General features: G+C 47.8%; 1 pseudogene. It reads left to right on the top strand.

The window, feature by feature from the left end:
* A pseudogene (locus Q4563_RS21515) lies at window positions 1-240 on the top strand (16S rRNA (cytidine(1402)-2'-O)-methyltransferase); the annotation flags it as partial.
* Window positions 241-249: the final 9 nt, after the last annotated feature.

Below are 249 nucleotides of genomic sequence, written 5' to 3'. Positions count from 1 at the left end.
ACACTGATGGATATCCATGCCCAGCTATCGAGCCATGAGGATCATCAAAAAGGCGAATTTGTGGTGATGGTCAGCGGTAATCAATCACCATCACCAGCGTCTGAAATCGATACAGAACGGCTGTTCAAACTATTGCTGGCCGAGCTGCCACCAAAAAAAGCCGCCGCCATTATTGCTGAACTGACCGGCGAGAATAAAAAAGAGCTGTATCAAAAAGCATTGGGTTGGAAAGACGCCTGAAAAGACGCC

It is taken from the genome of Gilvimarinus sp. 1_MG-2023 (assembly GCF_030548285.1).
This window is presented reverse-complemented; position numbering and strand designations above follow the sequence as displayed.